16 protein-coding genes are annotated in these 25,793 nt (G+C 73.3%); 7 read left to right on the forward strand and 9 right to left on the reverse strand.

Annotated elements, in window-relative coordinates:
- Positions 1-102: 102 nt before the first annotated feature.
- Positions 103-927: an SGNH/GDSL hydrolase family protein gene (locus tag ACIQOU_RS14890; RefSeq protein WP_401537107.1), complete on the forward strand. Its 825-nt coding sequence runs from the start codon at positions 103-105 to the stop codon at positions 925-927.
- 135 nt (positions 928-1,062) lie between these two features.
- Here the strand turns inward: ACIQOU_RS14890 and ACIQOU_RS14895 are convergent, their stop codons facing one another.
- From ACIQOU_RS14895 to ACIQOU_RS14920, 6 genes are all read right to left on the reverse strand, one after another.
- A complete protein-coding gene (locus ACIQOU_RS14895; protein WP_401537108.1) occupies positions 1,063-2,937 on the reverse strand; it encodes an ABC transporter ATP-binding protein in 1,875 nt (624 codons plus the stop codon).
- Between the two features lie 149 nt (positions 2,938-3,086).
- Positions 3,087-4,277, reverse strand: coding sequence for a glycosyltransferase (locus tag ACIQOU_RS14900; protein WP_401537109.1), 1,191 nt, complete (start codon positions 4,275-4,277; stop codon positions 3,087-3,089).
- The gene (locus ACIQOU_RS14905; protein WP_401537110.1) at positions 4,274-5,119 is read right to left on the reverse strand and encodes an alpha/beta fold hydrolase; all 846 of its coding nucleotides are present in this window, start codon (positions 5,117-5,119) and stop codon (positions 4,274-4,276) included. The genes ACIQOU_RS14900 and ACIQOU_RS14905 overlap by 4 nt, the downstream gene beginning before the upstream one ends.
- A gap of 4 nt (positions 5,120-5,123) precedes the next feature.
- Positions 5,124-5,456, reverse strand: coding sequence for an acyl carrier protein (locus ACIQOU_RS14910; RefSeq protein WP_401537111.1), 333 nt, complete (start codon positions 5,454-5,456; stop codon positions 5,124-5,126).
- Positions 5,453-11,278 (reverse strand): beta-ketoacyl synthase N-terminal-like domain-containing protein, encoded by a 5,826-nt coding sequence (locus tag ACIQOU_RS14915; RefSeq protein ID WP_401537348.1) that lies wholly within the window; start codon positions 11,276-11,278, stop codon positions 5,453-5,455. The genes ACIQOU_RS14910 and ACIQOU_RS14915 overlap by 4 nt, the downstream gene beginning before the upstream one ends.
- Before the next feature lie 65 nt (positions 11,279-11,343).
- Positions 11,344-18,525 carry an SDR family NAD(P)-dependent oxidoreductase gene (locus ACIQOU_RS14920; protein ID WP_401537112.1) on the reverse strand — a complete coding sequence of 2,394 codons (7,182 nt, stop codon included), beginning with the start codon at positions 18,523-18,525 and terminating at the stop codon, positions 11,344-11,346.
- 780 nt (positions 18,526-19,305) lie between these two features.
- On the opposite strand from ACIQOU_RS14920, the gene ACIQOU_RS14925 reads away from it, so the two are divergent.
- A complete protein-coding gene (locus ACIQOU_RS14925; protein WP_401537113.1) occupies positions 19,306-19,587 on the forward strand; it encodes an NAD-dependent epimerase/dehydratase family protein in 282 nt (93 codons plus the stop codon).
- A gap of 431 nt (positions 19,588-20,018) precedes the next feature.
- Here ACIQOU_RS14925 and ACIQOU_RS14930 read toward each other — a convergent pair whose 3' ends face one another.
- A complete protein-coding gene (locus ACIQOU_RS14930) occupies positions 20,019-20,462 on the reverse strand; it encodes a GNAT family N-acetyltransferase (RefSeq protein ID WP_401537114.1) in 444 nt (147 codons plus the stop codon).
- 183 nt (positions 20,463-20,645) lie between these two features.
- Between ACIQOU_RS14930 and ACIQOU_RS14935 the strand changes: the two genes are divergently transcribed.
- Entirely contained in the window at positions 20,646-21,854 is a 1,209-nt protein-coding gene (locus ACIQOU_RS14935) for a helix-turn-helix domain-containing protein (RefSeq protein ID WP_401537115.1), read from the forward strand.
- Positions 21,855-21,995: 141 nt separating this feature from the next.
- Here the strand turns inward: ACIQOU_RS14935 and ACIQOU_RS14940 are convergent, their stop codons facing one another.
- The gene (locus ACIQOU_RS14940; protein ID WP_401537116.1) at positions 21,996-22,730 is read right to left on the reverse strand and encodes a GntR family transcriptional regulator; all 735 of its coding nucleotides are present in this window, start codon (positions 22,728-22,730) and stop codon (positions 21,996-21,998) included.
- Between the two features lie 173 nt (positions 22,731-22,903).
- On the opposite strand from ACIQOU_RS14940, the gene ACIQOU_RS14945 reads away from it, so the two are divergent.
- From ACIQOU_RS14945 to ACIQOU_RS14960, 4 genes are all read left to right on the forward strand, one after another.
- Complete coding sequence (locus ACIQOU_RS14945; RefSeq protein WP_401537349.1) at positions 22,904-23,110, forward strand: hypothetical protein; 207 nt, start codon at positions 22,904-22,906, stop codon at positions 23,108-23,110.
- Entirely contained in the window at positions 23,107-23,718 is a 612-nt protein-coding gene (locus tag ACIQOU_RS14950; protein WP_401537117.1) for a hypothetical protein, read from the forward strand. The genes ACIQOU_RS14945 and ACIQOU_RS14950 overlap by 4 nt, the downstream gene beginning before the upstream one ends.
- On the forward strand, positions 23,703-24,200 hold the full coding sequence (locus ACIQOU_RS14955) for a hypothetical protein (RefSeq protein WP_401537118.1): 498 nt from the start codon (positions 23,703-23,705) through the stop codon (positions 24,198-24,200). The genes ACIQOU_RS14950 and ACIQOU_RS14955 overlap by 16 nt, the downstream gene beginning before the upstream one ends.
- A 113-nt stretch (positions 24,201-24,313) precedes the next feature.
- A complete protein-coding gene (locus tag ACIQOU_RS14960; protein ID WP_401537119.1) occupies positions 24,314-24,469 on the forward strand; it encodes a hypothetical protein in 156 nt (51 codons plus the stop codon).
- A gap of 590 nt (positions 24,470-25,059) precedes the next feature.
- Here the strand turns inward: ACIQOU_RS14960 and ACIQOU_RS14965 are convergent.
- Entirely contained in the window at positions 25,060-25,410 is a 351-nt protein-coding gene (locus tag ACIQOU_RS14965; protein ID WP_401537120.1) for a hypothetical protein, read from the reverse strand.
- Positions 25,411-25,793: the final 383 nt, after the last annotated feature.

Genomic DNA, 25,793 nt, shown 5'->3' on the forward strand with positions numbered 1-25,793 from the left:
GGTGTCGTGGGAACGCCGGGATTTTCTGCGCCGTTATCGCTTCCGCATCCTTGGGCTGGTACTTCAGAGGTATCAACTTTCCCCCCACACACGGGAGTTCGCATGCGCCCTGCCCGCGCACGCAGACCGTTGGCCACTCTGCTCGCCGCCCTCGCCACCGCAACCTGCCTCACCGTCGTCGCGGCACCCGGCGCGCAGGCCGCCGAGGCCGGGAAGTATGTCGCGCTAGGCGACTCCTACGCCGTCGCGCCCGGGACGCGCAGCTACGACGACCCCAACGACGTATGCAGGCGGGGGCCGTTGACCTACCCCCGGCTGTGGGCGGCGCAGCACACCTCGTACGCGTTCGTGGAGGCGTCCTGCTCCGGCGCCACCGCAGCGGAGATCAAGACGCAGCAGGTGCCCCGACTCACCGCCGACACCACGCTGGTCACCGTCCAGGCGGGCGGCAACGACGTCGGATTCGTCAGCGTGTTGCAGAACTGTGTGCTCACCCTGGACGACAAGGAGTGCGTGGCCGGGGTGGAGGCCGCGAAGGCGGCGGCGACCGGCGCGCTGCCGGGCACGTTGGCCGACACCTACGCGGCGGTGAGGGCCGCCGCCCCGAACGCCCGCGTGATCGTGGTGGGTTACCCCCGGCTGTACCGGATCGGCGGCAACTGCGGCGTTCTCGGGCTGAGCGACACCGAGCGCACCGCGCTGAACTCGGCCGCCGATGTCCTGGACTCCGTTCTCGCGCAGCAGGCCGCGCACGCGGGCTTCACCTTCCTCGACCCCCGGCCGGCGTTCGACGCGCACGCCATCTGCTCGGGGAACACCACCTGGGTGACAAGCCTGGAGTGGGACAAGCTGAACGAGTCGTACCACCCGAACCAGGCCGGTCACCGGGACGGTTATCTGGCCGCGCTGAACGCCATCACGGGCTGACGGAACAGTAGTTGGGGGCGGGGGCGGGGGCGCGGCTCTGTTGGGCCCCCGCCCCCGTCACCGTCGTTCGTCCGCCGCCCCCGTCACCGTCGTTCGTCCGCCGCCCCCGTCACCGTCGTTCGTCCGCCGCCCCCGTCACCGTCGTTCGTCCGCCGTCGGTACGAGCATCTGGGACGCGGCGAGTTCGCGGTAGAGGGGGTCGGCGTCGACCAGGTCGGCGTGGGAACCGGCGGCGCGGATACGGCCGTTCTCCAGGACGATGATCTGCTCGGCGTCGGTGACCGTGGACAGGCGGTGGGCGATGAGGATGACGGTGCAGCGGCGGGCGGCCTGGTCCACCGCTTCCCGCAGCGCCTGTTCGTTGCTGGCGTCGAGCTGGGCGGTGGCCTCGTCGAGCAGCAGGACCTCGGGTCCGCGCAGCAGGGCACGCGCGATGGCGAGGCGTTGGCGCTCCCCGCCGGAGAGGGCGACGCCTCGGTTGCCGACCTCGGTGTCGAGGCCGTCGGGGAGCCGGGCGATCAGGGAATCGAGCCGGGTCAGCCGCAGCACCTCGGTGATCTCCTCGTCGCTCGCGTCGGTCGCGGCGTAGCGGAGGTTGTCGCCGAGGGTGCCCGCCATGACCGGCGATTCCTGTTCGACGTAGGCGATGCGGCGGCGGACCTCGGCGCGGGGCATCCGGGCGATGTCCCGGCCGCCGATCCGGATGGCACCGGCGTGCGGTTCGTAGAAACGCTGGAGCAGCGCGAACATCGTGGTCTTACCGGCGCCGGAGAGGCCGACCAGGGCGGTGCGGGTGGCGCCGGGCACGGTGAAACCGATGCCGCGCAGGGCGGGTTCGCGCCCCGGGTAGGCGAAGTGGACGGCGTCGAACTCGACCGGCGGCGCCTGCACCTCCCGTTGCGTATGCGCTCGTTGCCCAACTGCCCCGACGGAACGGGTCAGTTCGGGGAGGTCGACGTCGTTCTCGGTGGGCAGGTGTCTGACCTGTTCGATGCGGACGATGGCGCCGAGGCCCTGTTGGAGCATGCCGAGGCCGCCGAGGAGGGAGGCGATCGGGCTGGCGAGGTAGAAGACGTACAGCAGGAACGCGATGAGCTGCGACGCGTCCAGGCCCCCGGAGGCGACCAGCGCGCCGCCGACGCCGAGCACCGCGAGGAACGCCGCCTGGATGGCGACGCCGGACAGCACCTGGACCAGCGCGACGTACTTGGCGCCGGTCAGACCGGCCTCGTACGCTTCCTGGACAGCGGCCTCGGCGCGGGCGGTCTCGCGGGCTTCGGCGCCGTTCGCCTTGACGGTGCGGGCGGCGCCGAGGGAACGGTCGAGGGCGGCGCCGATCGCTCCCACGGAACTCTGCGCGCGGGCGACGGCCTCCCGGATGCGGGGCAGGATCAGTCCGAGGAGCGCCCCGGTGCCGAGCAGGACGGCGAGGGTGACGCCGAGGAGGAGGCCGCTGACCGTGCCCATCAGGGCGATGGCGCCGACGACGGTGAGGAGCCCGTTGGTGATCATGACGAGGCCCTGGGTGGCGGCGTTCTGCACCAGGGCGCTGTCGGAGGTGACGCGGGCGACCAGATCGCCGGGTGGGCGCCGGTCCAGTTCGGGGACCTTGAGGCGGACGAGGCGGAAGACGAGGTCGCGGCGGATGGAGCGGACGACCTGTTCCGAGGTGCGCTGCTGCCACCAGGACTGGAGGCCGGTGAGCACGGCGCCCGCCACCACCAGCACACCGAGCAGGACCAGCGCCCCGGTGACCGTCGTCCCCCTCGCCAGCGCGTCCAGCACCGCCCGCGCCACCAGCGGCTGCACCAGACCGCTGGCGCTGGCGGCGAGAGCCAGCAGCAGCGAGCCGAGCAGGACGTACCGGTGGGGGCGTGCCTGGCGGAGGAGGGCGCGCAGGGGGCGGATGCCGGAATCCACCGGTCCGTCGGGCCGGACGCCGCGATCCTCGGGGCCGTCGGGCGCGGGACGCGGTACCGCCTGCGGCGGGATCGGGTCGGTGGTGGTCATGAGGTGCTCCGGGGTGAGGGACGCGCTCAGCGGCCTGCGGGACGGGCGAGGGTGACGAGGGGAGGGGTGCGGCGGGGGTGCTCAGCGGCCCACAGGCACGGGACCGGCCCACGGGCACGGGACCGGCCCGCGGACTCGGGTGAGCGCGGTCAGCCCGCCGTGGAGACCAACGGGTGCTCGGCGACCAGCCGTTCCAGGTGGTCCGCCGCTGCCCGGCGCCCGCCCGCTGCCCGCAGCGACCTGCCCACCGCCTCCGCCGCGCTGCGGTGGCCGCCCCGGTCGTCGAGGATCGTGCGCAGGGCCTCGGCGAGTTTCGGGGCGTCGACGCGGCCGAAGCGGACGCGGATTCCGGCGCCCGCGTCGGCGACCTGGCGGGCGATGATCGGCTGGTCGTCGCGGATCGGGGCGATGACCAGCGGGAGCCCGTTCCAGAGGGCCTCGCAGACGGTGTTGTGGCCGCCGTGGCTGACCACCGCCCTGGCCCGGCCGAGGAGTTGGAGTTGGGGGACGGACCGGCGGACCAGGACGCCGGGCGGCGGGTCGGTGAGCAGGCCGCCGGGGTCCACGACGACGCCCTGCACCTGGCCGGCGAGCAGGTCGAGGGCGCGCGCGGCCTCGTTCAGGAAACGGGCGCCGGCGTCGGTGTTGGCGGTGCCGAGCGAGACGAGGACCAGGTCGCGGGAGGCGTCGAGGGCGTCCCAGGGGAAGTCGGGGTCGCCGGGCCGCTCGGCGATGGCGGGGCCGACGAGGTGGACGCGTTCCCAGGGCAGGTCGGCGGTGTCACCGACGAGGGCGCGGCTGGTGAAGGCGAGGACGCCGTGGGGGGAGAAGCGGGGGTCGTGGGTGGCGGCCGGGTCACCGATCAACTCCCGGAGCGCGGTGAGCCGTTCGGTCAGCCAGGCGGCCACCTTGGGCAGGTCGGCGAGCGGGTCGACGAGTTCGGCGGAGGTGCTGGCGGAGGTGAAGTAGGGGACGCCGAGGCGTTCGCAGACCAGGGCTCCGGCCACCGCGTGCTGGTCGGTGACGACCGCGTCCGGACGGAACGCCCGCACCGCGTCGGCCACGGCGGGCGCCATCGCCTCGGCCAGCGGAATGAAGAAGTCCGCCCACAGGAAACGGAAGGCGGCCGGTCCGGTCAGGGTCGGCGGCCGGACCAGTTCGGCGGTGTCGGGGAGGGTGCAGGGGTGAACGACGGCGTCGGCTCCGGCGGCCTCGTGGATGCGGTCGGCGTCACCGCACCACGCGACCTCGTGGCCGCGCGCGGTCAGTTCGGCGGCGACGGCGACGAGCGGGTTGATGTGCCCGGTCAGCGGCGGCACGACCAGCAGGAAGCGGCTCATCCGACGGCTCCGGCCCAGGCGTCCGCGCGGCGCGCGTGGTGCTCGCGTACCCAGTCCAGGACCAGGTCCCGGGTGCGGGCGGGCTGTTCGACCAGCACCGAGTGGCCCTGGTCGGGCAGGACCACGGTGCGGCACCGCTCGACCTTGGCCTCCAGCTCCGGCACCTGCGCGCTGAGCCCGGAGGCCCCGCCGAACACGGCGAGCAACGGGCAGCGCAACGCCGAGAGGTCGTCGTCGATGAGCCGCCCGGCCGGGACGTCGTCGGCCAGCGTGGTGGTGGCGAGGATGCGTCCGGCGTTGCGGGAGAGGCGGGCGGTGTGCGCGCCGTGCCGCTCCTTGATCCAGTCGATGGCCTCGTCGCGGACCAACTCCCGCCGCGCGTGCGCCAGTCCGTCCCTGATGTGCCCGGACCAGGCGGCCACCGGCGGCTCGGACTCGATCATCGTGAGGGTGGCGGTGCGGTGCGGGTGCCAGGCGGCGAACCCGGCGGCGACGGTGCCGCCGAAGGAGTTGCCGACCAGGTGCACGGGGCGGTGCTCGCCGAGGGCGTCGAGGAGTTGGTCCAGGTCCTCGACGAAGTGCTCCAACTGGTAGCCCGTGGGCGGCCGTTCGGTGCGGCCGTGTCCGCGCAGGTCGTACATCACCGTGTCGATGCCGGCGGCGGACAGCGCCGGGCCGAGGGTGAAGTAGTAGCTGGCGAGCGAGTCGGTGAGCAGTCCGTGCACGAGGACGACGACCGGCGGCTCGTCGTCGCCGCTGAGGGCGCCGCTGCTGCGGCCGACCGCTCCCGCCGCCAACTGCTGGACATGGGTGGTGAGTTCACCGGTGCGTAGCTTCGCCATCCTGTCAGCTCTCCTGGGTCGCGCGGAGGGAGGCGGCGACGTAGTCGGCGAGCTGTCCGACGGTCAGCGCGATGATCTCGTCGAGTTCCAGGTCCGCGATGAACAGGGCGAGGTTGACGCGGTCGCCGTAGTGCTCGCGGAGCATCCCGGCCAGCGAGACCAGGTCGATGCTCTCCAGCTCCAGGTCGTCGTGGAAGAGGGTGTCGCGGTCGATCTCGGCGTCCTCCAGACCGGCGTCGGGCAGGTCGCGCAGGGTCGCGGCGATCTGCGCGAGGGCGGCGTCCTCGTCGACGCCGGGGGCCGTGGCGGTGGGCGTGCTGGTCGCCTCAGTGGTCATGCCGTCTCTCCTGACTGACTGACTGGCTCGGTGTCGCCCGTGGTCCAGGCGACGACATAGGTCCGTTCGGGCAGCCCTGCGGGGGCGGCCAGTTGATCGCAGCGCACGTCCCAGACGCCGCCCGCGTGTTCGACCCGCAGCAGGCCGGGGCGGGCGGCGGTGACGCGGTAGGCCTGGGGGCGGCCGCCGAGGCCGGTGCCGCGTTCCTTCGCGACGGCCTCCTTCGCCGCCCAGAACCGGGTGAACCACACGTCCTCGCCGTCCTCGCCCGCCGCGACGGTCCGCGCGAGCAGCGTGCGTTCCTCCGGGCCGCAGGCCGCCGCGACGGAGGCGGCGGGCCGCGCGGTGACCTCTTCGAGGTCGATGCCGCAGGGTCCGCGCCGGGCCACGGCGACGGCCGCCTCGCCGCTGTGCGCGAGGGAGACCGTCAGGCCCTGGCCGAGGTCGCGGCCGTGCACGCCGGTGACCGATGGCCGTCCGGTCGCGTCGTTGTGAACGGCGATCTCGGCCGGGTAGATGTCCCCCGCGCCCTCCGCCCACAGCAGCCTGCGCACCGCGTCCTTGGCCGCGATCCGGCCGAGCAGGTGGTGGCGCCGCCGGGTCGGCGGCCGGGCGGCGTAGTGGTCGCGTTCGGCGCCGCCGAGCACGTTCCGCATGATCAGCTCGCGGGTCGCGAGGTCGGGCCACCGTTCGTGGACCACGCTCCAGCCCTCGGGGCGCGCCTCGGAGAGGGTGTTGCGGCCGGGGAAGCGGTCCATCAGCCGGATGCCGGGGTCGGTGTCGAAACGCCGGTCGGTCCAGCCCGTACAGGTCGCCCAGACCCGGCCCGCGTGCACGAGTTGCATGTCGGCGGTGAGGGTGGTGGGGGTGACCTCGCGGATGCGGATGTGGCAGTCCAGATCGGTCCCGGCGGCCGGTTCGGGGCCGTAGAGGTCGATGCGTTCCATGCCGACCGGGAAGACCGTGGTGCGTTCGGTGAGGGTCGCCATGATCCAGTAGCCGAGGAGCTGGCCGACGTTGTCGAAGAGCGCGCCGGGTGCGCCGGGTGCGGTGAGCACGCCGCGCACATGCCGCTCCCCGATCCCGGTGAGCGCGGTGACGCCCTGGAAGGCGGGCCCGTGGAACATCCACCGCTCGGTGTAGAGCTGCTCGGCGGTGAGTTCGGGCACCCGTTCACCCGCCGGGTCCAACGGCCATACGGCGGGCGGTACTTCGCGTCCCGACCCGAACTCCACCTCGGCCCCGGCGAAGCCGGTGAACCCGACGTCGATCCGGTCGGGCCCCGTGCGCCGCACGGCCACCGGCACGTCCCGGGCGGGCATGGCCTCGACCCACTTCTGAAGCCGCACCCGGTGAACGGCGACGACCGGTCGCGCGGGGGTGTGGTCGGGGTGGCCCAAGTGCCCGGCTCGGCCGGGCTGTTCGGGGTGCGGTTGCGGCATCGCCTGTTCCGCGATCCGGATCATGTGGTCGATGACGGTGGTCGCGGGCACGATCGGCCAACGGTCGGCCTCGTCGGGCCACCCGGGCCGCTGCCGGAAGAAGCAGTGGTCGAGGAGGTACGGCATCTGATCGACGTCGATCCGCAGGGTCGCGGGGACCGGGACGAGATCGCCGGGGGCGGTGGAGCCACTGACGCCGTGCGGGGCACGGGAGCTGACGGGACCGCCGGAACTGTCCGAGGGGCGGGGGCTGTTCGGGAGACGGGGACTGTTCGGGACCGTAGGAACGGCCGCGTGAACGTCGGCGCCACGGGAGCCGTCCGGGACACGGGAGCCCTGCGGGACACGGGAGTTGGCCGGGGAACCGGAGTCGGCCAGGGAACCGGAGTGGGCCGGGCCGGTGAAGCCACCCGAGCCGCCGGAACCGTTCGGCCCCCTGGAGTGACCCTGACCTCCGAAACCAACCGGAACGCCGGGACCGCTCGGGACACCGGAGTGGGCCGGGCCGGTGAAGCCACCGGGGCCGCCGGAGCCGTTCGGGGTACCGACCCCGACCCCGGCCGGGGTACCGGTTCCGGACGGGCCGACCGCGTGGCCCGGGGCGGGCGCTGCTGCGGGCGGCGCCGCGACGAACGCCGACGGCGTCGGGGTGACGGCACCGGAACGCGGGGTCGGTGGCAGGTGCCGGGTCGGGACGCGGGGCCCGCCGGGCTGGCCCAGCACGTCGAGGAGTTCCGCTGCGACAGCGGTGGTGTCGGTGAGCAACGCCGAGAACTCGGCCGCCACCGACTGGTGCCCACCGGCGCGGCCGAGCCGATCGAGCACGTCAGCGTGCGCCTCGGCGCGGGCGACCGGAGCAGGGGGCGCCGGGGCAGGGGCCACCGGGGCCGCCCGGTGCGGTCGCTCCGCCGCCGCCCCAACGGCGTTGCCCTGCACGGCAGTTGGAACGGTGAGCGGCGAGCCCTGCGGCGCACCGCCCGGCGTCGAGGTGAGGCCACCCTGCCCGGCAGCCGGAACGACGGGACGCGCCGCCTGCGCCATGCCGCCCGGCGCCGACGCGAGGCCTCCCCTCCCGCCAGCTGCCGGAACGACGGGTCGGCGGGGCTCGCCCATGCCCTCGGCTCCCGGGGCGAGGAGCCCTCGGGTGGCGGACGGAAGGGCGATGAGGGCACCGCCGAGGTCGAGCTTCATCCCGGGGCGACGCGCGGGGCGATGACCCGAACCGGCTTCCGGGGAAGGGGAGTTCCTGGACCCCACCTGCGCGGCAGGGGCATTGCGCGAACTCGCCTGCCCCGCAAGGGCGTTGCCCGGAACCCCAGGTCCCGCAAGGGCGTAGCCCGAGCCCACCTGCACGGCGGGGACGCTGCTCGAACTCGCCTGCCCGGCAAGGGCGTCGCCCCGAACCCCGAGTCCCGCAAGGGCCTCGCCCGAACCCACCTGCACGACGGGGACGCTGCCCGACCTCGCCTGCCCGGCAAGGGCGTCGCCCCGAACCCCGGGTCCCGCAAGGGCCTCGCCCGAACCCACCTGCACGGCGGCGACGTTGCCCGAACCCCCCTGCCCCGCAAGCGCGTTGACCGAGCCCAGCCGCGCTGCATCCTCGCCCAGTAGCGGGCGCGCATCCGGGGTGCCTCCCTCGGTCCACAACGCCGTGGTGACTCGGCGGAGTTGGGTGAGGGCGTCTCGGTTGGGGGCGTGGGCGGGGACGACCAGGCGGTCGCGGCCGGCGAGGGTGTCGTCGATGAGGGAGCCGAGTTGGCCCGCGCCGAGGGTCAGGAAGGCGCGGAAACCGGCGTCGTACATCTCCAGCACGAGGGCGCGGAAGCGGACCGGTTCGAGCAGGTGCCGTACGAACAGTTCGCGGACCGCCGCCGGTTGGGCCGGGAAGGGTGCGGCGATGGTCGCGGACCACAGCGGGGTGTGCGGCGGGTGCAGGCTGTACCGCTCGGCCGCCGCGCGGATCGGCCCGAGGTAGGGCGCGAGCATCGGCGTGTGGAACCCGGAGCGGAACGGCAGCACCTGTGCGATGACGCCCTGCGCCCGGAACGCGTCCACCAGGTGGGCGACGGCGTCCTCGGGGCCGCAGATCATCGACTGGTTGGGGGCGTTGTCGTGGCTGAGGACGACGTCGTCGCGGCCGGCGAGCCGGTCGAGGACCCGGTCGGCGGCCGTGCCGAGGACGGCGAAGGCGAGCCCGGGGACCCGCAGGGCGTCCGGGTCGAAGCCCGCCAGGAACGCGTCGACCTCCTCGGGGGCGTGCACCCCGGCCGCCGCCATCGCGGTCCACTCCCCCACGCTGTGTCCGGCCACGGCGTCGGGCGCCACGTCCAGGCGGCGCAGGGCGGTGTCGAGGAGCCGGCCGAGTTGGAAGACGGCGGCGCCGTGCCGGCCCACGTCACCGACCTCGGCGGTCTCCTCGTGGGCCCAGTCGAGGCCGAGCCGGGCGGCGAGCTGGTCCACCTTCGGGGTGAACTCGGCCTCAAGTCCCGGGAAGACGAAGGCGGTTCGGCCGCCCGCCGATCCGAGCACCGGGCGCGGCGTGAACCACACGTCGCTCCGCCCGCGCCACGGCTCGCCCTTGTCGACAGCCTTGCGGGCCAGCTTCAGGCGCCGCGCCGTGGGGTCGACGATCCCGAGCCGCACGGGCCCTTCGGGAGCGGCGCCGGTCTCCGGCAGGCTCGCGGCGAGCACCGCGCTGTCCTCGGCGTCGAGGAGCGCGGCCAACTCGCCCGGCGTCCGGGCGGCCAGCCGCAGCACACGTTCCGGCTCAGCGACCGTCACCCGAGCCCGACCGACCTGGCCCGCAACGGGCGCCCCCGCCTCCGGCGACTTCCCGGCGCCCACGGCACCGGCCGCAGCGAGGGTCGCCCCGGGACGAGCGGCACCGGCCGCACCGGACACCCCCGTCTCCGACAAGCTCGCGCCGACCCCCGCGCCCCCCGCCCGGGAAGGACCGCCCCGCGCCAACTCGGGCTGTTCCAGGACGACATGGGCGTTGATGCCTCCGAAGCCGAAGGCGTTGACGGCGGCTCGGCGCGGGGCGCCGCTCGCGACGGCGTCCCAACGGCGGGCCGTGGACAGGGGGGTGAAGCGGGTGGCGTTCAGGGACGGGTGGGGGTCGTCGCAGTGCAGGGTGGGCGGCAGCGTCTCGTGGTGCAGGGCGAGGGCCGCCTTGATCAGACCGGCCACCCCCGCGGCCGGCATCGTGTGCCCGATCTGCGACTTGACCGAGCCGATGACCGCGCGGGCGGCGGTCGCGGGCCCGAACACCTCGGCCACCGTGGCCAGTTCGGCCTGGTCACCGGCGGCCGTCGCGGTGCCGTGCGCTTCCAGGAGCTGGAGCGCGTCGGGGTCGCGCGGGTCGAGTCCTGCGGCCTCCCAGGCCTGGCGGACGGCACGGATCTGACCGCCCGGGTCGGGGTTGAACAGGCTCGCGCTGCGGCCGTCGCTGGCCACGCCGGTGCCACGGATCACGGCGTAGATCCGGTCGCCGTCGCGTTGCGCGTCCGCGAGCCGTTTGAGGACGACGACGCCGGTGCCCTCGCCGATCAGGACGCCGTCGGCGTCGCGGTGCAGCGGGCGGATGCGCTCGCTCGGGGAGAGCGCGCCGAGTTGGGTGAAGACGCTCCACAGGGTGAGGTCGTGGCAGTGGTGGACGCCGCCCGCGAGCATCACGTCGCAGCGCCGGGAGGTGAGTTCGCGGACCGCGTGGTCGACGGCGACCAGCGAGGAGGCGCAGGCGGCGTCCACGGTGTAGGCGGGTCCGCGCAGGTCGAGCCGGTTGGCGACGCGGGAGGCGACGAGGTTGGGGACGAGACCGATCGCGGACTCGGGTTCCTCGGGGCCGAGCTGTTCGCAGAACCCGGCGCGTACCGACTCCAGTTGGGCTTCGTCGAGTTGCGGGGTCAACTCCCGCAGGGTCTGCACGAGTTGGTTGGCGGTGCGCACCCGCTGGTCGAGGCGGACCAGGCCGGGGGTGAGATAGCCGCCCCGGCCGAGGACGATCCCGGCGCGTTCCCGGCGGGCGGGCAGCACGGACTCGCCGCCCGCGTCCTTGAGGGAACGGTGGGCGACGTCGAGCGCGATGAGCTGATCGGGGTCGGTGCCGCGCACGGACGTGGGCATGATCCCGAACCGGGTCGGGTCGAACTCCGCGTCCCCGTCCACGAATCCACCGCGTCGGCAGTAGAAACGGTCGCTGCGGCGTGCCTCGCCCCGGGCGGCGGGGTCGTAGAAGAGGGGGTCCCAACGGTCGGCGGGCACCTCGGTGATGGCGTCGACGCCACCGGCGATGACGTTCCAGTAGGCGGCCAGGTCGGGGGCGCCGGGCAGGAAGACCTCCATCCCGACGACGGCGACCGGCTCCGACTGCCGCGACACCTGCGACGACGACTCCGGCGCCGCCTGCGCCCCGGGTCCGCCGTGAGCCTCGGTGGACACGCCGCTCACCAACCGGAGGCGGTGTAGACGACGGCGTGCTCGTCCGGTGCCCCGTAGGCGAGTTCGCGCAGCAGGCTGAGCGGGCCTTCCTCCAGGTCGATCAGTTTGATGCCGCGGGCCGCGTAGGAGCGCATCAGCTCGGGGCCGACCATGCCGCCGCCGTCCTCGGACGCGGCCCACGGCCCCCAGTGCACAGTCAGCCCGCGCCGCTCGGCGCCCGACCACCGTCGGCCCAACTCTTCGAGTACGTCGTTGGCGCCGGCGTAGTCGCTCTGCCCCCGGTTGCCGAGGGCGGCGGCGATGGAACCGAACAGGACGGCGAACCGTGGGCTCACCGGCAGCCGGTCCACCGCGTCGAGCAGGGTCCGGGCGCCGTCGGCCTTGGTGCTGAAGACCCGGGCGAACGACTCCGGCGTCTTCTCCGCGATCAGCTTGTCCTCGATGAGCCCGGCGGCGCAGACCAGCCCGTCGAGCCGCCCGTACTGGGCGTACACCTGCTTGACGGCGGCGCCGACGGCCTCCGTGTCGAGCACGTCGACCCGCTGGTACTCGGCTTCGGCGCCCGCCTCGCGCAGGGCGGTGAGGGTGGCGCGGACCTCGCGTTCGGCGAGGATCGCGGAGACCCGGCGTTCGGTCTCGGCGGGGGTGGTGGTGAGTCGCGCGGCGAGCAGGGCGCCGCGCAGGGCGGCCCGGTCGGTGGCGGCGGCGGTGGCCGGGTCCTCGGTGGCGGCGGGCGGCGGGGTGCGGCCGAAGAGGACCAGGCGGCAGCGGGCGGCGGCCGCGAGGGTGCGGGCGAACCGGGCGGTGATGCCCCGGGCGCCGCCGACCAGCAGGACGACCGCGTCCCGGTCGAGCCCGACGGCCTCCGCCTCGGCGGCGCCGTCCCCGGCCGGTCCGGCCCCGCTGGTGGCGATGGCGCCGAGCGGGCTGAGCCGCAGCTGCGGGGCCCGTCGCCCGCCGCTCTGGTCGAGCAGGACCACCGATTCCCCTGCGGGGGCGGCGAGTTCGGCGAACAGCAGCCGGGCGGCCTCGGCGGCGTCCGCCCCGTCGGGAACCTCGGCCAGCGAGGCGTGGATCTCGGGGTACTCACGGGCCACGGTCCGGAAGAACCCGCGCAGCCCGCTCGGCGCCCCGCCCCCACGCCGGTCGGCGGCGACCAACCGCCTGGGCCCGGCGGCCAGAACCCGCTGATAGAGCCCGAACGCTCCGGGCAGCACCGGCAGTTCACCCTCCAACGGACTCAGGTGAACGACGATGTCGGCGCCCTGGGCGGGGAGTTCACCGTCGGCGACGCGTTCCGTCTCGACCCCGGCGTCGGCCAGCAGCGCGGCCAGCGCGGCGGCGGTCTCCCCGCCCCCGAGCAGCTGGACCCGACTCCCGTTCGCCAGAGGCCTGTTGACGGGTTCGAGCACCTGCTCGGCGAAGACCAACCGCTGCGGGGCGACGATCTCCGGAAGCGGCCCGTCGGCCCCGGGGGCCGCAGCGGAGGCGGCGACCGGCGCGGAGGTCACCGGGGCCACGGCGGGCGTCGCCGTCCCGCCCCCGAGGGCCGCGTCCAGGAGCGCCCCGAGCGCGGCGACGGTACGCGCCCCGCTGAGCGCCTCAAGGTCGGCCTCGGCGGCGATGCCCAGCCGCACCGCCAACTCCCCTGCGATCTCTGTGCGCTTGATGGAGTCGATGCTGAGGTCGGCCTCCAGATCGAGCCCCGGCTCCAGCATGTCCACCGGGTACCCGGTGCGCTCCGCGACCACGTCGAGAACGGTCTCCAGCACCGGCACCTCCCCGGCCGGCCCACCGGCGGCGGCCGGAGCGACCGGCCCGGCGACGGCACCGGCGACAGCGCCGAGCCGAGCGGTGAGGAACGCGGCGATGCCCTCAGCCGTGCGGACCCCGCTCAGCTCCTCCAACTGCTCGCTCTGGTCGGCGCCGATACCCAGCCGACCGGCCAGCTCCCCCGCTATTTCGGTGCGCTTGATGGAGTCGATGCTGAGGTCGGCCTCCAGATCGAGCCCCGGCTCCAGCATGTCCACGGGGTACCCGGTGCGCTCCGCGACGACGTCGAGGACGGTGTCGAGGATCGAGGCACCCGAGGGGGCGGCGGGCGCGGCGCCGGGCGCCGGGACCTCGGCCTGGCCGACGGGTGCCGCAGGAGCTGGCGCCGCGCTCAACGACGTTGCCCCGGAGGGGAGTTCGAGCGTTCCGGGGTAGACGACCGGCGCACCCGCCCCCACCGCCGGAGCCCCCGGGTGTCCGGAGGGTGCCGGTGTTCCCAAGTAGGAGAGCAGGACGTCGCGTTGGGCGGAGACCAGCTCGCGGCTGCTGCGGAGGAACTCCGCGATGAGCGCCTCGGGACCGGCGGCCGGGCCGGGAAGGTGACGCGGGTCGGACACGGTGAACTCCGTCACGGGTCGGGCGGGGAGCAGGGCGTGGGGCGGGAAGGCGCCGTCGGCGCGGCGCAACAGGTGGCCGTCGACGGTGAATCCGGGCCGCCGGACGGTGGCGGCGGTGGCGGGGTCGACGCTGTCGCGGCCGGTGAACAGCGGGCGGGTGCGTATCTCCGTGCCGCTGACGGCGAGTTGGGCGAGGGCGGTGAGGAAGGCGGGGAGGCCGCCGTCGCGGGTGCCCTCCAACGGGACGGTGCGGTGCGGGCGTTCACCGAGAATGTCGGCGACCAGACGGCTGAGGACCCGGCCGGGACCGGCCTCGACGAAGACCCGGGCACCGGCCGCGTACATCGCCTCGATCTGGTCGGCGAAGCGGACCGGGGAGCCTATCTGGGCGGCGAGTTCGGCGCGGATGCCGTCGGCGTCGTCGGGATAGCGGGCGGCGGTGCGGTTGGCCCAGACCGGGAACTGCGGTGTCTGGAGGTCGAGTCCGGCGAGGTGGGCGGCGAAGTCGGTACCGGCGCCGTCGAGCAGGGGGCTGTGGAAGGCGCAGGCCACCTTGAGCTGCTTGGCGCTGTGTCCGGCGTCCTTGAGGCGGGCGACGGCGGTGGTGATGGCCTCACTGGGGCCCGAAATGACCGTCTGGGTGGGCGAGTTGTGGTTGGCGGCGACGACGTCGTGATCGAGTTCCGCGAGCCGCAGCACCTCCTCGACCTGGGCGGCCGAGGCGCCGACGGCGGCCATGGTGCCCGCGTCCGAGGCGGGGACCCGGCCGAGGATGGCCTCGGCGCGGGCGGCGCTGGCGGCGAGGAGTTCCTCGGCGCTGAACACTCCGGCGGCGGCGAGGGCCGCGAGTTCGCCGTAGCTGTGGCCGCCGGCCATCGCGGGCCGTACCCCGAGCGAGGTGAGGAGTTCGGTGGCGGCGAGCGCGGTGATGCCGAGGGCGGGCTGGGCGACAGCGGTGTCGGTGATGCGGGCCTGGGCGCGGGCGGCGGCGTCGGCGTCGAGGGCGGCGGGCGGGAAGAGCGCGTCGGCCCAGCGGGCGCCGAGGTGCAGCGGGCGGTGCAGGGCGGGGAAGGCCGCGAAGAGCGGGGCGAGCATGCCGGGGCGCTGGCTGCCCTGGCCGGGGAAGAGCAGCGCGAGCTGTCCTTCCGTGACCTCCTGGGGGACGGCGCGGGCGAGGTGGATGCCGTCGGCGGGGGCGTGTTCGCCGTCGGCGGCGCGGCGCAGCAGGTCGGGCAGGGCGGCCGTGGAGGGGCCGACGATCGCGATGCGGACGGGTTCGCCGCGCAGGGCGGCGCGGTCGCTGCGGTGGGCGGCGTGGTGGGCGAGGTCGCGCAGCCGGGCCTGGCCGCCGTCCTGGTCGATCAGGGCGAGCAGGGCGTGCACGGCCTTGACGGCGGACTCTTCGTCGTGTCCCCGGAAGGTGAAGAGTTCGGCGGGCCAGGCGTCCAGGGCGTGGGCGGCGGGTTCCTGGTCGTGGGCGCGCAGGACGACGTGGAAGTTGGTGCCGCCGAAGCCGAAGGCGCTGACGCCGGCGATCCGGTCGGCGGGTTCGACGGCCCAGGGGGCGGCGGTGGTGTGGAAGGCGAAGGGGCTGGTGTCCGCGTCCCAGGCCGGGTTGGGGGTGCTGAGGTGGAGGGTGGGCGGCTTGATGCCGTGGTGGAGGGCGAGGGTGGTCTTGATGAGTCCGGCGAGCCCGGCGGCGCACTTGGTGTGCCCGATCTGCGACTTGACCGAGCCGATGGCGCAGGTGCCGGGGCGGGCGCCGTTCTCCTGGAACACCTCGGTGAGGGTGGCGAGTTCGGTGCGGTCACCGACGACGGTGCCGGTGCCGTGCGCCTCGATCAGGCCGACCTGGGCCGGGGAGATCCGGGCGCCGGCGTAGGCGCGGGTGAGGGCGGCGCGCTGGCCTTCGGGGCGGGGTGCGGTGAGGCCGAGGCCGCGGCCGTCGCTGGCGCTGCCGACGCCGTCGATCACGGCGTAGATCCGGTCGCCGTCGCGTTCGGCGTCGGCGAGCCGCTTGAGGGCGACGCAGGCGACGCCTTCGCCGAGGGCGATGCCGTCGGCGCTCGCGTCGAAGGTGGCGGAGCGGCCGGTGGGCGACAGGGCGTGCACGGAGGCGAAGAGGAGGTAGTCGTTGATGCCGTTGTGCAGGTCGGCGCCGCCGCACAGCACCAGGTCGCTGGTGCCGGTGGTGAGTTCCTTGCAGGCGGCGTCGACGGCGGTGAGCGAGGAGGCGCAGGCCGCGTCGACGGTGTAGTTGGCGCCGCCGAGGTCGAGCCGGTTGGCGATGCGGCCCGCGATGACGTTGGCGAGCATGCCGGGGAACGAGTCCTCGGTGAGCGTCGGCAACTGCTCGGCGAGGCCCGGCGGGAGGGTGCCGAGGTAGGCGGGCAGGACGGTGCGCAGGGTGGAGGCGTTGGCGAGGTCGCTGCCCGCCTCGGCGCCGAAGATGACCGAGGTGCGGCGGTGGTCGGCGTCGGGGCCCGCGTATCCGGCGTCGGTGAGGGCGCGCCGGGCGGCCTCCAGGGCGAGCAGTTGGACGGGTTCGATGCTGGGCAGCGAGGCGGGCGGGATGCCGTAGCTCAGCGGGTCGAACGGGATCTGCGGCAGGAAGCCGCCCCAGCGGGAGGGGGTGCGTTCGCCGTCGCCGTCGGGCGCGTAGTACAGCTCGGGGTCCCAGCGTGCGGCGGGCACCTCGGTGACGCTGTCGGTGCCCGCCACCACGTTGGCCCAGAATTCGCCCAGGTCACGGGCGCCGGGGAACATCGCGGCCATGCCGACGACGGCGATCCGCAACGGCTCCGGCGCCTGCGGTGCGGCGGGGGCGACGGCGGTGCGGGCGGCGAGGTGGGCGGCGGCGCCCTCGGTCACCTCGCGGTGCAGGGCGGCGACGGTGGTGGCCTCGGCGCGCAGCACGCTGACCTCGCCGGCCATGAACATGCCCTCGGCGTCCTGGCGTTCCTCGTCGACGGTGCGCAGGTCGTCGCCGACGCGTTCGACGCCCTTGGAGGCGAGGCGGAGTCGGCCGACGTTGAAGCGCTCCAGTCGCTCCCAGATTTCGCGGTCGGGGACGCCCTGGGCGGTGAGTTCGGCGCGCAGGGCGGCGAAGTCGCGGGTGACGTCGCTGGCGGCGCACCGGGTGGCGTGGCCGGGCGCGGTCTCCAGCAGGTCGGTGCGGTCGGCGGCGAGGACGCGTCGTTGGAAGAGCGGCTGGATGGCTCCGGCGTCGACGGCCTCGGCGGTGAACAGGTAGGCGGTGCCCATCAGAACGCCGAAGGCGGCGCCCGCGTCGGTGAGCGGGGCGGCGACGGTCGCGGCCATGGCGGCGGACCGGGCGTCATGGATGCCACCGGCGAACAGGACGGTCAACTCGCCTGCCGCTGAAGGCTGTTCGGCGAGAAACGCGCGGAGCACCTCGGTCTGTGCCTCCCAGAGCGGGAAGCTGTTGCGGGGCCCGATGTGGCCGCCGCACTCGGCGCCCTCGAAGATGAACTTACGGGCGCCCGCCGCGAGGAACTGCCGCAGCAGCCCCGGCGAGGGCACGTGCAGGAACGCCGTGATGCCCTCCGCCTCCAGGGCGGCGGCCTGCGCGGGGCGGCCGCCCGCGATGACGGCGTGGGTGGGTCTCAGCTCCCGGACGACGGCGAGTTGGGCCTCCTTGACCTGCTCGTCGGCGAAGCCCAGGATGCCCACGCCCCAGGCGGCGCCCTCGGGCAGCGCGTCCCGGGTGCGCTCCAGCATGGCGCGGGTGCGGGTGGCGTCGGCGAGGGCGAGCGCGAGGAACGGCAGCGCGCCCTCGGCGGCGACGGCGGCGGCGAACGCGGGTTCGTCGCTGACCCGGGTCATCGGGCCCTGGGCGAGCGGGAGTCGGGTGCCGAGCGCGCGGGCCCCGGCGGAGCCCTCGGCGAGTGCGGCGGCGGCGCGGTCGTCGGCGGCGGCCCGGCCGATGGCGTCGCGGACCCGGCGGACGGCCTCGGCGACGGTGGTGGAGCGGGCGGCGAAGGTGGCGGCGAGGTACCCGTCCTGCCCGACCGGCAGCAGCCGGCGCTCCGGATCGACGGCGGTGAAGGCACGTTCGGCGGCCGCGCGGTCGGCGGGCGGCTCGGGGGTGCGCGGCCCACGGCGGCGCAGGAAGCGCACCCCGTCGACGAGGACGCTCTCGGAGCCGTCCAGCGAGCCGAGCGCCTCGACGGTCTCGGCGTCCGGTTCGGCCTCGTCGAGCAGCGCGAGCTGCACGTCGAGCACCACACCGGCCGCGCCACCGGCGACCGCCGCGGCCGCGGTGCGCGGTCCGATGCCGCCCCACGCCCAGACCGGAACGGTGATCTCCGGGGCGGCGAGCACCCCTTGCAGCAGCACGAACGTGCTCAGCTCACCGGCGCGCCCCCCGCATTCGCTCCCGCGCACCACCAGCCCGTCGGCCCCGTCGCGCACGGCGTCGACGGCGGCGGCGAGACCGGTGACCTCGACCAGGACGCGGCGCCCGGGAAAGTCACCGGCGCTCAGTTCCTCGGAGCCGGCGAGCAGCACGGTGGTAACGCCGTCGGGCAGCTCGTCGTTCCCGACCGGGCAGCCGGGGCGGACCCGGACGCCGAAGGGCCGCCCGCCGGACCAGCGGGCGGTGCGCTCCAGCGCCTCGACGGCCGCGCGGCGCCGCCCGGGCAGTTCGAGCACGCCGAGTGCACCGGCTCGCCCGGCCGCGGCGGTGAGGCGGGGGGAGGGTCGGTGCAGCGGGTTGACCGCGAGAACGGCGTCTGTCGGTGCTTCTGAGGGCGCAGGGGTGGCGAGCGTCCGCATGAGAATCTCCTGTGGGGGGAGTGATGCGCGGTAGTCAACTGGGGCCATGACAACCGGTCAACCCGTCACGGAGCGTGTTCGTGTGCCCTGACCCACACAGGACATGTCATTTCGAATACCGAAAACAAGACACCCGGGAAGCCGCCCCAAGACTTTCACCGAAACACCGCACGACATAGCGGTGCCTGTCACACGAATGTGTCATGCGGAAGCAACACGCACGACGCAATTCCGCCGCTGGAATGTGCGCCAGATCACGCAAATTCTTTATTAGAAAGCGCAACCATCACGGCTTCCCACACGCTCCGTGACGGCCTCTCGGCGCCCCCACTCCCCCGACCCCGCCGCAGGGCAACGGCGGTTTTCCGACGCCCGCACCCTCGGGGAGAAGGGAGCCGGAGGCAACGGAAGGAGACGAAGGCGGAATATGGGCGGTGATAGTCCACCCTGCCATCTCATTACCGTCACTACACCGCTTCCCCCCACCCCTCCCCCAAGAATTCACGATACGCCACCAGACCCGGACACCGCGCCCACCGACGACAGGTCAAATGACAGAAGTTGCCCACGAGTTACCCCGAACCAAATCCCCCGCACACCTACGAACACCGCCAACCTGCTAGCGGAGCGTAAGCAGAGCCCCGCCTCAACTAGGCCACCCCCAGGGCAAGGAACCCCTTCCCGGGGCGGAACACAAGACCGGGACCAGGCCAACTGGGGTGCGGGGGCGGGGAGTTCCCGGCGGTGGGCGCGGGCCGGCCCCAGGGCAGGATCTTGGGCATGAGGATTCTGGTCCTGGGCGGCACGTGGTTCCTGGGCAAGAGCGTCGCGGAGGAGGCCCTGCGTCGCGGCTGGGACGTGACGGCGTTCGACCGTGGCAGGTCCGGGCAGGGCATGCCGGGGGTGCGCTCGGTACGGGGCGACCGTACCCGGGGCGCGGATCTCGACCGGCTTTCCGACCATGGCCCCCGGGACGCCGTGATCGACACGTCGACTTCCGAACTCACGCCGCGCGAGGCGCGGTGGGCCGCGCAGGCCCTGCGGGACGCGGCCTCCCGGTAGGTGCACGTCTCCACCGTGTCGGTGTACGCGGGGTGCCCCCACCAGACCCTGACCGAGCGCCCGAGGCACTGGAGTGCCCGGCGGACGCGGCCTCGTCGTTCGGGCACACGGGTGCGGACGCTTCACCGACCAGGTACGGATGCCAGAAGGCCGGTGGGGAACGGGAACATCTGCGGACGCTGGGCGACTGGCGCCGCCTCCGCCACCCGTCCGGCTCGCCCGGGGTCTGGTACCCGGACCGCGCCGGATGCCCCGTCAACTCGCCCAGTACCGGCACCTGTTCACCGAGCCACCGCGCGGCCGTCGGCGTCACACCGAGACCCACATCGAACCCTCCGGCCTGCGCATCCTCGACCACCCGCCCGACGTCGAAGACCGCAAGGCGCCGCCGAACCGAACAGGCAGAGCACGGGAGTTCGTCACGCTCCCCGTCAGAGCACCGCGCGGTAGAACACCTTCCCCCCGTGCCGTTCCACGCCGAGTGCCGCGTAGAAGCCGAGAGCTGACGGGTTGTCCGAGTCGGCCGTCCACTCGATCCGGGAACACCGCAGAGCCACCGCCTCCGCCCGGAGCCCGGCCAGCAGGCCACGGGCCACACCCCGCCGCCGGGCGTGCTCGCGGACGTACAGTTCCTTGAGGTACAGGCTGGTGTCCGCGCCGGCCGCCGGCCAGAGCCGGGAGTACGAGGCGAGGCCGAGCACCTCATCGCCGTCCCGGGCCAGAAGCACGGTTGCCACCGGGCACTCACCGAACAGGGCGGCACGGATCTGGCCCAGGTCACCGGGCACCGCTGCTCCGCCGTAGTACCCCTCGATCTCGCCGAGAACGATCGAGATGACCTCAACGTCCGCCACCGTCGCCTTACCGATATCCACGCGCCCGCTCCGATCCCGTCCTCGCTCAACACCACCGACGCGTCCGCCATGTTCAGCTCCCCTCCAACCCAGGCTCCAGAGGGCCTCCGGCCTATCCCGGCCGACCGGGGCATCCCGCCGGGGTCGCATCGTCCGCTGAAGGGCAGCCTCCGTGCCCGTATCGGGCGGCAGTACCGTGGGCGCGTGGCAACCGAAGATCTGGGACGAACCCTGCGCCGCCTGCGCCGTCTGGCTTCTCTGACGCAGGAGGAGCTGGCCGAGCGGTCCGGCGTGTCCGTCGACGTCATCCGCCAGCTGGAGCAGGGCCGTAAGCATTCGGCGCGTCTGCCCACGTTGCACGCCCTCGCGAACGGCATGGGCGTGGAGTTGACGACGCTCCTGGGTGACCCGCCTGCCGTCTCCTCGACGGGGGAGAGCGACGGGCCCCGCTTCGTGGCCGTCCGGCGTGCCGTCATGCCCGCGCTCTGGGCGGCCGAACCGGCGCCGCCGGGGCCCGAGTTCGCGATGACCGGCCTGCGCGAGCGGATCGCCGACGGCTGGACGCAGTACCACGCCGCCGAGTTCGACACCGTGATGAAGGCGCTGCCCGACATGCTCGCGGACGCGCGCGGCGCCGCGCTCCACGGCGACGACCGGGAAGCCGGTGCCGCCGCCCTCGGCAAGGCCCTCCAACTGGCAGGCCACGTCGCCGTGCGGATGGGCAAGACGGACCTCGCGCTCATCAGCCTGGAGCGCGCGATAGACGCGGCGGGACAATCGTCCGACCCGCTGCTGCCGCCGATGATCGTCAACTCGGTGGCGTGGACGTACCAGCGTCAGGGCCGCCTCAGTGACGCCCTGAGCATCGCCCTGCACGCCGCCGACGAGATCAGGCGAGGCGGCCACACGGACACCGCCGACGGGCTGAAGGTCTGGGGCGCGCTGACGATGTCCGCCGCGACCTCCGCCGCGCGCAGCAACGACTACGACCGTGCCGCCTCCCTGATGGAGGGCGCTGAGAAGGAGGCCGCCCGGGTCGCGGGGCTGCCGCAGGCCGGTGACAACCGCATGGTCAGCGTGTTCAGCCCGTCCTCGGTACGTATCGAACGGGTCCGCCTGGCCGTGCAGTACGGCCACCCCGAGGAGGCCCTCGACCTGGCCAAGGGGATGCGGCTCGGCAAGGACGTGCCCCCGTCCTGGCGGACGTGGCTCCTGCTGGACGTCGCCCGCGCCCACACCGATCTCTCGGACGCGCCGGGCGCCGTGAAGGCCCTGGAGTCGCTCCGCCGCGTGGCACCCGCCTGGATGCAGCACCACACGCTGGCGGTGGCCATCGTGCGCGACCTGTGGTCCCTCCCCAACCGCCCGCCGGGGCTCCGGCCACTCGCGGAATTCCTGGGAATCGACACCTAACGTCGCAAAACTAGGACGCCACATCCCTGTGACCCTGCATGGCGCTTCACTTCTTGACGGAGCAACGCCCGCCCCTCCAGGCTTCCCAACCCGGTTGCGTGGCAGGGCCGGAGAGTATCCCGGAGTGGCCGGGGTGGTTCGTCACAGCTGGTACTCGTAGCCGATCACGTGGCGGTACGGCAGGCACCATTCTCCGTACTCCATCACGCCCTGGTCGTCCCAGTAGCGGTGGGCGCCGGCCAGGATCGGTGCGCCGACCCGGACGCCGAGGTAGTTGGCCTCGCGGGCGTCGGCGTCGCGGGCGTGCATGTCGTCCCTGCCGTGGGTGGGGGTGCGGCCGGTGGCCTCGATGATCTGCGGGAGCACGTTCTTCATCTTGGTGCGGTCGCTGGAGAGCAGGTCGGGCACCAGGGCGGCGAACTGTGCCGGATACCAGGAGACATGCAGGCCCCGGCGTTGCGATGCCCGTCCGACGTGCCATTCCCGCATGACGACCTGGTCGCCGTCGTCGAGGCCGAAGAGGTCCTGTACGTACAGGGGAGGCACGAGCAGGGTGGCGCGGGTGACGATGCAGTGTTCGCCGGGGACGAAGGGGGTTCCGGCGGACAGGACCCGGGCGGCCCGGTCCCGGCCGGACAGGTTCACGGACGGTGTGTTCGCGACGAACGTCCCGCGCTGGGAGGTGCGGATGATGCCCTCCACCGACAGCTGTTCCAGGGCGCGTTGGATGGTCGCGATCGCCACGCCGTAGGACGCCGACAGCTCACGGTTCGAGGGCAGCTTCGCCCCTTCGGGCCGCTCCCCCTCGACGATGGAACGCCGCAGATGCTCCGCGATCTGCATGTACTTCGGTGCCGGGTTGCCGGTGTCGGTCATGGGTTCACCAGATTTCCGGAAGTGGACTAGGTCATTTGGCATGGTGGACTAGGTCACTCCTCTACCGTAAGTGATGCCGAAGTCACCGGAGAGTGAACGGCGTTAAGACCGTGCAGAGAATCGGACCTCATCGAGCAGGTAAGGCCGCCGTCCCCACTGTGGGCACGTTGGTCGTGGACACCGGCCGGGACACCGTCGCCGAGTTCCGGGCGGAGTTGGCCGGGCGTTGGTACCTGCGGCCCGTAACGGGCGGTGTCGAGTGGGACGTTGACCCCAGGACCGTCCGGCTGGCCAGCCCCGAACAGCGCCTCCGCGTCGAACTCGCCCGTGCCAACGCGCAGAGCCACCGGAACGCCTACTGCAAGCGCGACCCGAAATGACCACCCGCCCCCGGCTGAACTTCCGCCTCCCGCGCTGGTTACGCCCCCGGCACCGCCGTTCCGCGTGGCCGAACACCCTCCACCACTCCCGCCGCACCGGCCCGGCCCTGGAGCCGTCGAGCTACCGGGCGGAGGTCCGCGCCGAGTGGTCCGCCCCCAGCACCGGCGAACCGAAGTGGCTGGTCCTCGGGACGTTCCAGTCCATCTCCCCGAAGCTGATACTGCGCTGGCTGGCCGGAGAGGCGGTGCGGGTCGCGGACCGGCTGGCCCCCCGGCCCACCGGCACCCCGTGGGTGTCACCCCTGATGCACGCCTTCCGGCTGCCCGACCCCGGCTGTTCCGGCGAACTCCGCGCGTGGGCCGCCGACACCGACGAACTGCACGCCGCCCGCACCCACATCAAACGCGGCTACCCGCTCTACGTGACCTTCACGGACGACGACGACTGCACCTACACCCTCACCGTGTGGCCCGTGAACTCCCGCACCCCGCACGACAGTTACACCCCCGCCCCCGCCCCCGCCCCGTCGCCGGTGTGGCACCGGGTCGGCGGACTCTCCCACCCCCTCTACGTCCTCGCCCCGCAGGACCCATGGACGTCACCGTGACAACTCCCGCCCGCCCCAAGGCCGTTGCCCCCCTCACTCCCGCCGAAAAGATCGCCGCCCGCGACGCCGCCCGTGCCGACAGCACCCGCATCATCGAGCGCTACCAGGCCCGCGAACCCGTCTCCCGCATCGCCGCCGACTACCACGTCACCCCCAACTGGCTGGCGCTGCGGCTCGCCGAGTGGGGGGTGCCCCGGCGTCACCGGCACGAGGCCCACGCCCTGCGCCGACCCGCCGGGCACGTCTTCCGAGGCCGCACCCGGCGCCGTTCCACCGCCGAAGTCCGCGCCGCCCAGGCCCAGTTCACCGGCGACCAAGCCGACGTCACCGCCCGCTACCTCGCCGGAACCTCCATCACCACCCTCGCCCGCGAATACCAGGTCAACCCCGTCTGGGTCACCGAACGCCTCGACGACTGGAACGTCCCCCGGCGGAAACAGTCCGCCGCAGCCGCCGCCGCTCGTGCGCGCAGCGCCCGTTAGAACTGCCCCCCACACCACCAACTCCCCCTCTCCCTCAGCCGGAAGCCGTTCCGCCCACACAGATCGGTGATCCCGACGGGACGGCACCTCCCCACCTGACTGGAAGTCGCCGCATGGACCAAAGTGACGAGGTCGAAGCGCTCACCGCTGGATGGGCGATCGGATTGCACGAGGCGCTGAACGAAATCGAGCGGCACCTCACGGAGGCGCAAAGGGGTCTCGATTCGGCCCGTGAGGCGCTGCGCGAACTCGAACGGCTCCGCGACTGAGAATGGGACCCCATTCATCAGGCCCTATGAAGCCAACGGCGGAGACAGCTTGCCCGGCGAGCCAACTGGGGCCACCGGCCAGGGCGGGCGGCGCCAGGCAGACAGTCACCCAACTTCTTAAGGCGGTGGCACCCGACCATAAGGATTGGTCAGAACCGAGCGACATCAGCCAGACCTACGGGGCCATATCCGTCGGGGTCTCCGCCCTGGCGCTGGCTGGTGTCGTCGCCTCGTTGACGCCAACTCGTTCGTACTGGGACGCACCACGGAGGACCAGGTGCGCGGGCTGCTCCGGCAGCACGTCGGTGGTGAACCCGCGCGACCCCACTGGGAACAAGCCCGCGCGGGTTGGCCGCGTCACGTGGAGGCCGGAACTGACCGCCGAGCACTTCGCACCGGAAGCAAACAGGCCCACCACCCCCTGACCATCCGCAACCCGGGCGTCCACTTCTCCTCGCCGTCCCTTTTCGAATACGGCCCTCACATGCCCTTTCTCAGCCATGTGGAAACTCAGCGGAGAAACAGCTCCGCCCCGGCACAGCAACGGTGTGCTGTACCGGGGCGAACGGTGCCGGAGAACCCGCCGAGAATCAGGCCTTCCAGAACATGACCGACCCAAAATACCAGTGCTCTCCGGAACCGGAACCAGTCCCCCGCGAGGGAATCTTGCGGGTCGTTCCGTCACACTTGAATCCACTGTAGATAGTGGCGGAAGCGTCGGTGCCGTTGTTTGCGTAATAACCACGGTCTCGGTCATGGCCAGGAACGGAGTAACACTTCTCTTCCACCGGATCGGTGATCTTGATCGTGAGCTTCTTCATATTCACCGTGTCGCGAAGCTTGTATTCAAACGTCCCCGTGGCCGCATTGGCCGGAGTGGAAACAGTCAGCAGAAGCATAAGTGCACCGAGGCCGGCAGCCACGGCATTACGAAGGCGCATCAGAAACCCTTTCCGGGGTGGTTTTGTCGGCCAAACCCTTACACAAAGGCAGGCTCAGCCAGCCGCCCTCTTCTCCGGATGGGTGGGGCCGAAACGTTCCCCCGCCCCTCTATAGAGGTACCCCCGCACCCAGCCAACGCCGCCGACCATGCCCGGACTTGAGCCAGCCTCCGTTGCTCACGCAAGCCGCCCACAACCAGCCCGTCCGGCGCTTGAGGACGAGGCGGGGTCTGGGGCGGCAGCCCCAGAGTCTTGTGCCGAGCCAGGCAACACAGGCCACACCACTTCAGCCCGTCCGGCGCTTGAGGACGAGGCCGTCCAGGCCGAAGGGGGGTCTGGGGGCACAGCCCCCAGGGTCCTGTGCCCAGCCAGGCAACGCAGGC

Origin of the sequence: Streptomyces sp. NPDC091279 (assembly GCF_044757465.1) — a bacterium.
Lineage (GTDB): Bacteria > Actinomycetota > Actinomycetes > Streptomycetales > Streptomycetaceae > Streptomyces.

Bases quoted from the DNA above. Each gene is read 5' to 3' on its own strand.
- ACIQOU_RS14890 (WP_401537107.1), top strand. From the start codon at position 103: ATGCGCCCTGCCCGCGCACGCAGACCGTTGGCCACTCTGCTCGCCGCC.
- ACIQOU_RS14895 (WP_401537108.1), bottom strand. From the start codon at position 2,937: ATGACCACCACCGACCCGATCCCGCCGCAGGCGGTACCGCGTCCCGCG.
- ACIQOU_RS14900 (WP_401537109.1), bottom strand. From the start codon at position 4,277: ATGAGCCGCTTCCTGCTGGTCGTGCCGCCGCTGACCGGGCACATCAAC.
- ACIQOU_RS14905 (WP_401537110.1), bottom strand. From the start codon at position 5,119: ATGGCGAAGCTACGCACCGGTGAACTCACCACCCATGTCCAGCAGTTG.
- ACIQOU_RS14910 (WP_401537111.1), bottom strand. From the start codon at position 5,456: ATGACCACTGAGGCGACCAGCACGCCCACCGCCACGGCCCCCGGCGTC.
- ACIQOU_RS14920 (WP_401537112.1), bottom strand. From the start codon at position 18,525: ATGCGGACGCTCGCCACCCCTGCGCCCTCAGAAGCACCGACAGACGCC.
- ACIQOU_RS14925 (WP_401537113.1), top strand. From the start codon at position 19,306: ATGAGGATTCTGGTCCTGGGCGGCACGTGGTTCCTGGGCAAGAGCGTC.
- ACIQOU_RS14940 (WP_401537116.1), bottom strand. From the start codon at position 22,730: ATGACCGACACCGGCAACCCGGCACCGAAGTACATGCAGATCGCGGAG.
- ACIQOU_RS14950 (WP_401537117.1), top strand. From the start codon at position 23,107: ATGACCACCCGCCCCCGGCTGAACTTCCGCCTCCCGCGCTGGTTACGC.
- ACIQOU_RS14955 (WP_401537118.1), top strand. From the start codon at position 23,703: ATGGACGTCACCGTGACAACTCCCGCCCGCCCCAAGGCCGTTGCCCCC.
- ACIQOU_RS14960 (WP_401537119.1), top strand. From the start codon at position 24,314: ATGGACCAAAGTGACGAGGTCGAAGCGCTCACCGCTGGATGGGCGATC.
- ACIQOU_RS14965 (WP_401537120.1), bottom strand. From the start codon at position 25,410: ATGCGCCTTCGTAATGCCGTGGCTGCCGGCCTCGGTGCACTTATGCTT.